Source organism: bacterium, from assembly GCA_035371905.1.
Lineage (GTDB): Bacteria > Ratteibacteria > UBA8468 > B48-G9 > JAFGKM01 > JAMWDI01.
Window position 1 is genome coordinate 1 of the sequence record DAORXQ010000076.1, and the last position, 8,121, is coordinate 8,121.

The following is an 8,121-nucleotide window of genomic DNA, read 5'->3' on the forward strand; positions in this document are numbered from 1 at the left end:
CTCTTCTTTCTCTTTCAACTTCTGCCTGTCTTGCCATTGCTCTTTTCATAGTATCTGGTAATTCAACTTCTTTTATTTCAACAATACTTACTTTTATTCCCCATGGGTCTGTCTGTTCATCTATTATCTGCTGTAATCTGTGATTTATTTTTTCTCTTTCTGCAAGTATTTCATCAAGTTCAAGTTGTCCTGCCACTCCTCTTAATGTTGTTTGAGCAATCTGCATAGTTGATAATTGATAATTTTCAACTTCAACAACTGATCTTACAGGATCCATAACTCTAAACCAGACAACAGCATTAATTTTTATAGGAACATTATCTTTTGTCATAACTTCCTGAGGGGTAACATCAAATGTTACAGTTCTCAAACTTACTTTTACCATTTTTTCTATAATTGGTATAAGAAAAATTAAACCAGGACCTCTTGCTCCAACCAATCTCCCAAGACGAAAAACAACTCCCCTTTCATATTCATTCACTATTTTTATAGCATTTGCTAAAATCATAAAAATGAAAACTGCTAAAATTATCCATCCCATAACTTCCTCCTTTTTGTAAATTGTATATTATAAAAATGGAATTAGTCAAATTAAAGAATTTGAAATTTTTACTTTTGGATTTATAATGTTTCTTTAAAAAGGTGTAAAAATGTTGCAGAACAATAATTTCAAAAATGGAAAATTTGATATATATTTTAAGTATCTGAGTGATTACAAAAAGGTTGCTATTCTTGCACCATTGTTTATGATTCTTGAAGTAATAATGGACCTTTTACAGCCAAAACTTCTATCTACTATTATTGATGATGGAATTGTTAAAAATAATTTAAAGTTGATAATAAATACTGGTTTTTTTATGTTTTTTATTGCAATTATTGGATTGATTGGTGGGATTGGATGTACAATATTTTCTAGTATAGCAAGTCAAAATTTTGGACATGATTTAAGAAAGGATATTTTTAAAAAAATCCAGAATGCAAAATTTAAGGAAATAACCAAATTTTCTCCATCCTCCCTTATAACAAGATTAACAAATGACATTGCTCAATCACAACAACTTGTTTTAATTTCTTTAAGAATGCTTGTGAGAGCTCCTTTATTATGTATTGGTGGTATTATTATGGCTTTTTCAATAAATTTTAAACTTTCACTGATAATTTTTATTGTTATGCCTTTGCTTCTCTCTATTTTTTATTTTATCTCTAAAAAAAGTTTTATTTTATTTACAGATATGCAGAAAAAAATTGATAGATTGAATCTTGTTATAAGGGAAAATCTTGCAGGAATTAGAGTAATAAAAATTTTTAATAGATTTGCATATGAGAAAAAGCGGTTTGAAAAGTCAAATGAAGATTTAATGGAAGCATCTCTTAAAGCAATAAATCTGATAATAAAAATGGGACCACTTGTAATGATTATAGTAAATTTAAGTGTAATAACAGTATTATGGTTTGGTGGAAAAATGGTTCTAACCAATGAAATTAAAGTTGGAGAAATAATGGCTTTTATTAACTATCTGATGATAATACTTATGTCTTTGATGATGGTAAGTAATTTATTTATTTTTATTTCAAGAGCAGGTGCTTCAATAGAAAGAATTAATGAAGTACTGAAAATTGAAGGAGTAAAGGTTTATGAGAAATATTCTCCATTAGATATGATAAAAGGAAAAATAGAATTTAAAAATGTTTTTTTTAGTTATGATGATAATTCTGATTATTATTTTTTAAAAGATATTTCTTTTAAAATTGAAGAAGGCGAAACAGTTGGAATTATTGGTACTACAGGTTCGGGGAAAACAACTATTTTAAATCTTATTGCAGGTTTATATGAACCTATTTCAGGTGAAATTTTGATTGATGATGTGAATATAAAAAATATAAATCCTGATAATTTGAAAAAAAATATAGGTTTTGTAACTCAGGAAATTGTAATATTTTCAGGTACAATAAGAGAAATTATGAAATGGGCAAGTGAGGAAACTTCTGATGAAGAAATAATAGAAGCACTTAAAATTGCTCAAATATATGATTTTGTGAGCAACCTTCCGGAAGGTCTTGATACTTTTATAGGACAGAAAGGAGTTAATCTTTCAGGAGGACAAAAACAGAGATTGACAATAGCAAGAGCGATAATAAAAAAACCAAAAATTCTTATTCTTGATGATTGTACAAGTTCAGTTGATTACATTACAGAGAAAAAAATACTTAAAAATCTGAAAGAAAAATTGAATAATTCTACTAAAATTATAGTAACTCCAAGAATTTTTACAATTGCAGAAGCAGATAGAATACTTGTAATTGATAAAGGTGAAATAGTAGGAGAAGGAAGACATACAGAATTACTTGAAAAATGTGAATTTTATAGAGAAATTTATGAAACGCAAATAGGGGAAAAAATAAATGGTTGAAAAAGATAAATTTTACGAACAGCAAAAAATTAAGTATGTAAGAGGACATTTTTTTGGACCACCGGGTCCTGGAAGACATATGAATTTATTATCGGAAAAACCAAAAGAAACGATAAAAACATTAAAAAAACTTTTTAAATATTTGGGAAAATATAAACTTTACTTCCTTCTTTCTTTTGTTTGTATATTGGGTAGTTCAATTTTATTTCTAATAGGTCCATATTTAATTGGTAAAGGAATAGATTATTATATAATACCCAAAAATTTAAGTGGATTTGGAAAATTTCTACTTTTTATGTTGGTTATATATATCTTTAATTCCTTACTTGTTTATATTCAGAGTTTAACAATGGCAAATATTTCACAAAGAGTTGGTTATGACTTGAGAAAAGATGCTTTTGAATGTATCCATAAACTTTTTTTGAAAGTAATTGACAAAAGAACTATAGGTGACATTATGAGCAGAATAACAAATGATATAGATATGATAAATATGACTCTTGCCACAAGTATAACACAATTTTTTTCTGGAATAATTATGCTTTCAGGAACAATTGTAATGATGATTATTTTAAGCCCTCTTTTAACATTATTCAGTATCATTTTAATTCCTGTGATGATTTTTATAACAAAAATAATATCAGGAAAAACAAGAAAATATTTTTTTATTCAACAAACAAAACTTGGAGAATTAAATGGAATTGCGGAAGAAGATATAACTGGTTTAAGAATAATAAAAATTTTTGGTAAAGAAGAAAAAGAAATAGAAAAGTTTGAAAAAATTAATGAAGAATTAAAAGAATATGGAATTAATGCTCAGAAATTTGCCGGTATTATGCCTCCTTTAATGAATTTTTTAAATAATATAAGTTTTGCAATAATTGGTGGAATAGGCGGTGTTTTTGTTTTGAAAAAAATAATTACAATTGGAACAATAGCCAGTTTTATTAATTATGTAAAACAGTTTACAAGACCTTTAAATGAACTTGCAAATCAATTCAATACAATTCAAACTGCAATAGCAAGTGCTGAAAGGGTTTTTGAAATTATGGAAGAGGAAAAAGAAAAAGAGGATGAAGAAGGAGCAATAGAACTTAAAGAAATAAAAGGAGAGGTTGAGTTTAAAAATGTATGGTTTGCTTATGAAGATGAAAAATATGTTTTAAAAAATATAAATTTTAAAGTTCCTGCTGGGAAAATTATTGCAATTGTTGGACCAACAGGAGCAGGTAAAACAACAATAATTAATTTGTTGGCAAGATTATATGAAGTAGAAAAAGGAGAAATACTTATTGATGGATATGATATAAGAAAAATAAAGAAAGAAAGTTTAAGGTCTTTTTTAGGTGTTGTTTTACAGGATACATATCTTTTTGCTGAAACAGTAAAAGAAAATATAAGATACGGAAAACTTGAAGCAAGAGATGAAGAAATTCAGGAAGTTTGTAGAGTATCAAATGCTGAAAAGTTTATTTTAAATCTACCCAAAAAGTATCAAACAGTTTTGTCTGATAGTGGTCAGAGTTTGAGTCAGGGACAGAGACAACTCATTGCAATTTCAAGAGCAATTCTTGCTAAACCGAAAATTTTAATTCTTGACGAAGCAACCAGCAACATAGATACAAAAACTGAGATGGATGTCCAAAAAAGTATGTTAAACTTAATGAAAGATAAAACAAACTTTGTTATAGCACATAGATTGAATACAGTTAAAAATGCTGATTTAATTCTTGTTATAAAAGAAGGAGAAATTATTGAAAAGGGAAACCATAAAGAATTAATGAATAAAAAAGGGTTTTATTACAATCTATTTACAAGTCAATTTGGCGAAGTTTTAAATGATTAAAAATTTACATAAGAAAAAAAATTGAGTAAAATTTTATTGAATTAAAATGAAAAGAAAACTTTCTTTATTAAGCATAAAATCCTTAAAATTATATATTGGTGGTTTTTTTATAAAAAGGAGGATGATATGAAATATAAACTTATGGAAATGACATTAAAAGAAGTAAAAGAGTTTGGAAAAGTTGAAGTTTGTGTTTTACCTTGGGGTTCCTGTGAACCACATAATTTTCATTTGCCATATGGATGTGATACTTTTACTGTTGAAAAAATTGCAGAAATAAGTTGTAAAAAAGCAAATGAAAAGGGCGGGAAAGTAATCCTTCTTCCAACAATTTCAATAGGTGTCAATTCAAATCATTTTGGTTTTCCGATGGTTTTACATTTATCACCAACAACTCAACTTTCTATACTTAAAGATATTGTTAAAACTCTTGAAAATTATAAAATCCATAAATTTGTTCTTATTAATGGACACGGAGGAAATGAATTTAAAGGTCTTTTAAGAGAATTATATGGACAGACAAAAGTATTCATCTTTCTCATTGATTGGTGGAACATAAGAAAAGATATTGCTGATAAAGTTTTGGAAGATAAGGGAGGAGAACATGGAAATGAAGCAGAAACAAGTTGGTTATTGTATCTGTATCCTGAACTTGTCCATCTTGAATGGGCGGATGATGGAAGTATAAATGAACCGAGATTTGAAGAGTTAAAAAATGGATGGGTCTGGATTACAAGACCATGGCATCTTCTCACTAAAAATTCTGGATATGGAAATCCTAAAAAAGCAACTCCAGAAAAAGGAAAAGCGATAGTTGAAGGAGCAACTGATAGAATTGCTGAATTTCTTCTAAAATTATCCAATGCAAAAATAGATGATAAATTTCCTTATTAAAAGAAGGAGCAAAAAATATGGAAATTAAACATTTTTCAAACATTGATATAATAAATAAAGGAATATCAATAGGAATTGGAAAGTTTGACGGTTTTCATCTTGGTCACAAAAAAATAATAGAAGAAGTGATTAAAAAAGCAAAAAATAAAAGATTAATACCGGCTGTTTTTACTTTCAAACATTTCCCTGTAGAATTTTATATTTCTCAATGGGAAGAAAAGATCGGTTTTTTTGAAAATAGCGGAATAGAATTATGTCTCTGGTGTGATTATGAGGAAATTTCTTTCTGGGAACCATTTGAATTTATTGAATATCTTGAATCAATAAATGTAAAATGTATTGTAGTTGGTGACAATTTCAAGTTTGGTTCACATAGAAAAGGTGGAATAAATGACCTACAGAAAAAGTTTGAGGTTTCAGTGTTAGAGGCAGTAAAAGTTGATGGAGAAACAGTAAATTCTTCAAAGATAAGAGAATTTTTAAAAATGGGAAATTTTGAAAATGTTAATAAATTTCTTGGTAGACAGTTTTCCTTTTTTGGAAAAGTTATAACAGGAAGTTCAAGAGGTAAAAATCTTGGCTTTCCAACTGCAAATTTATCTCTTTTACATAATATAAAAATTGGAGAAGGTGTTTATGCTTGCTGGGTAAAATATAAAAATATTTTTTTAAAAGGGGCTTTATCAATTGGAAATTGTCCAACATTTGAAAATGAAGATACTAAAATTGAGGTACATATTATTGGATTTAATAGTGTTATTTATGGTGAAATTCTGGAAATTTTTCCTGTTTATAGAATAAGAGAACAAAAAAAATATATTAATATTGAAAACTTAAAATACGCTATTAGAAAAGACATAGAAGAAATAAACGAAAAACTTACATTCCCTTTTTAATTTATTTTATACCTTCTGAAAATTCAGGAAATTTTTCAAGCCATTCCTTTCTAAATTTTTCTTTTTTTTCATTGGATAAATCTTTTAAAAATGGCTCTCTTGCAAATCCTGCGTCAATACCTCTGAATTTTAATGCTATTTTTCTGGATGTTATCCCACCATATTTATGCAAAAGATTTACTGCCTCTGTAACTCTTTTTTGTAATTTACTCGCTTTATCAATATCTTTATTTTTGAAACTTTTATAAATTTCCACAAATATTTCAGGCAAAACATTCTGTGTTGAACCAATGCTTCCAATAACTCCCATTGTTAAAGCAGGTAAAAATAATTCATCAGGACCACTAAATGCAATCCATTTTCCCTTCATTTTTAAAAGAAGGTCCTGTAAGAGATAAAAATCAGTATATGTATACTTCAGTCCTATAATATTTTTTATTTCACCAAGTTTCAATATTTCTTCATTTTTTAAAGTTACTCCTGTGGTTTGAGGAATATAATAGAAAAAGAATGGAAGAGAAATTGAAGAGGCAACTTCTTTATAAAAATTGAAAATTTCTTCAAAACTGAAACTGTAATAAAATGGTGGTATTGAAGAAACAGCATCAACTTTAATTTTTTCTGAATGTTTAGCAAGTTTTATAGTATTTTTTGTACTTAAACTACCTATATGAACAATAATTCTTAATTTGTCTTCTACTTCTTCCTTAACAATTTCTGCAACTTTTTTTCTTTCCTCAATATCCATCAAAGGAAATTCTCCAGTTGAACCACATACATAAAGTCCATCAATACCCTTTGAAATTAAAAATTTCACAAGTTTTCTTAACCTTTTTTCACATACATTTCCATTTTCATTAAAAGGTGTTAAAAGTGCTGCATAAACACCATAAAATTTTTCTTTCACTTTTTTTCCTCCTTTTCATTTTTTATTGAGATAATCTGTTATTAAGAGATAAATGCCAGAAGCATTTTCTCCAACTTTACTTTCTTTTAAATTTAATTCATGCTGTGAATAATATGTTAAATATAGCTTTCCATTTTCATAAAAAGAACCACAGTATGAAGTATCTCCTGAACTTGGAAGAATTCTTACAAGTTCTAATTTTTTATTTTTCATATCAAGTTCAAATATTCCTGTTTTTGTTATATATTCTCTATCTTTAATTTCAGAAAGTAAACTTTCTTTTTTTAAATAAATTCTACCCGCAGTAAATATTTTATCATGAAATTTAAATATATGTGGTCCTTGAATAATAAAATTTAAAGGATATTTTTCCCATTTTTTATAAGGAGGAGTAGAAATTGCAAGAATTGGTGTTTGATAATTTTCTCTTCTCACTATTGCATAACATAACCCATCTTTTTCAAATAAAAAATCTGCTTCATTTGCATATTCTCCTTTAACAATCTGTGATATTTCTTTAAAATTTAATCCATCTTCTGATAGAAATAAATAAGTTCCTCTTTCAAGTTTTAATTCATATGAAGTTGCGTAAAGTTTTTCATTAAAATTTCTTATTCTCCAGAACCAGAGATTATAATTTTCAAATTTGACTGGTGGAATAAAATTTGTTCCGTCTTCTGAATAACTGATATACATATCTATTTTTTCTTTTTCATTTAAAAACCTTACACCAAATAATACTCCTATTTTATTTTTAAATCTAAAAAATTTTGGGTCTCTACTATCATGAAAATTCGGAAATTTTTTTATTAAATCCCATTTTTCCAGATTTTTTGACTTAATAATATATATTTCACCATTTCCACTAACAGCATGTTTAGTTGCATGTCTGAAAGTTACAAGAAAATTTTTTTTATGTTTAATTATATCTGTAAAAGCATTATGATAACCATCCCACCATATACATTTTATTTCCATATTTTTATTTTACAATAGATGTAAAAAAAAACAATTTTTTGACATTATTGTAAATAAAAGTAAAATTTTAAATATTCAAAGGGAGGGAAAAAAAATGATAAATGTTGGAATTGTGGGAACTGGTGATAGAGGAACAAGTTTTGTAAAAGCAATTGAAAAAATTCCTGAGATGAAAGTAGTTGCTATTGT

Annotated in this window: 7 protein-coding genes; 4 read left to right on the top strand and 3 right to left on the bottom strand. The window is 27.0% G+C overall.

The annotated features are described in order from the left end of the window. Positions 1–541 (bottom strand): SPFH domain-containing protein (locus PKV21_07750; GenBank protein ID HOM27383.1); only part of this gene is annotated, 541 nt, incomplete at its 3' end. 109 nt (positions 542–650) lie between these two features. Between PKV21_07750 and PKV21_07755 the strand changes: the two genes are divergently transcribed. The 4 genes from PKV21_07755 to ribF all read left to right on the top strand — a co-directional run bounded on the left by PKV21_07755 (position 651) and on the right by ribF (position 6,047). Further along, positions 651–2,411: an ABC transporter ATP-binding protein gene (locus tag PKV21_07755; protein ID HOM27384.1), complete on the top strand. Its 1,761-nt coding sequence runs from the start codon at positions 651–653 to the stop codon at positions 2,409–2,411. Then, positions 2,404–4,257 carry an ABC transporter ATP-binding protein gene (locus PKV21_07760; GenBank protein ID HOM27385.1) on the top strand — a complete coding sequence of 618 codons (1,854 nt, stop codon included), beginning with the start codon at positions 2,404–2,406 and terminating at the stop codon, positions 4,255–4,257. Before PKV21_07755 ends, PKV21_07760 begins: the two co-directional genes overlap by 8 nt. Positions 4,258–4,383: 126 nt before the next feature. Continuing rightward, positions 4,384–5,151: a creatininase family protein gene (locus PKV21_07765; protein ID HOM27386.1), complete on the top strand. Its 768-nt coding sequence runs from the start codon at positions 4,384–4,386 to the stop codon at positions 5,149–5,151. A gap of 17 nt (positions 5,152–5,168) precedes the next feature. Further along, positions 5,169–6,047: a riboflavin biosynthesis protein RibF gene (gene ribF, locus PKV21_07770; protein HOM27387.1), complete on the top strand. Its 879-nt coding sequence runs from the start codon at positions 5,169–5,171 to the stop codon at positions 6,045–6,047. Position 6,048: 1 nt separating this feature from the next. On the opposite strand, the gene PKV21_07775 is transcribed toward ribF, so the two are convergent. Together PKV21_07775 and PKV21_07780 are read right to left on the bottom strand one after the other, a co-directional pair. Next, the gene (locus tag PKV21_07775) at positions 6,049–6,954 is read right to left on the bottom strand and encodes a dihydrodipicolinate synthase family protein (protein HOM27388.1); all 906 of its coding nucleotides are present in this window, start codon (positions 6,952–6,954) and stop codon (positions 6,049–6,051) included. A 15-nt stretch (positions 6,955–6,969) separates the two neighbouring features. Continuing rightward, positions 6,970–7,932, bottom strand: coding sequence for a hypothetical protein (locus PKV21_07780; GenBank protein HOM27389.1), 963 nt, complete (start codon positions 7,930–7,932; stop codon positions 6,970–6,972). Positions 7,933–8,121 lie beyond the last annotated feature (189 nt).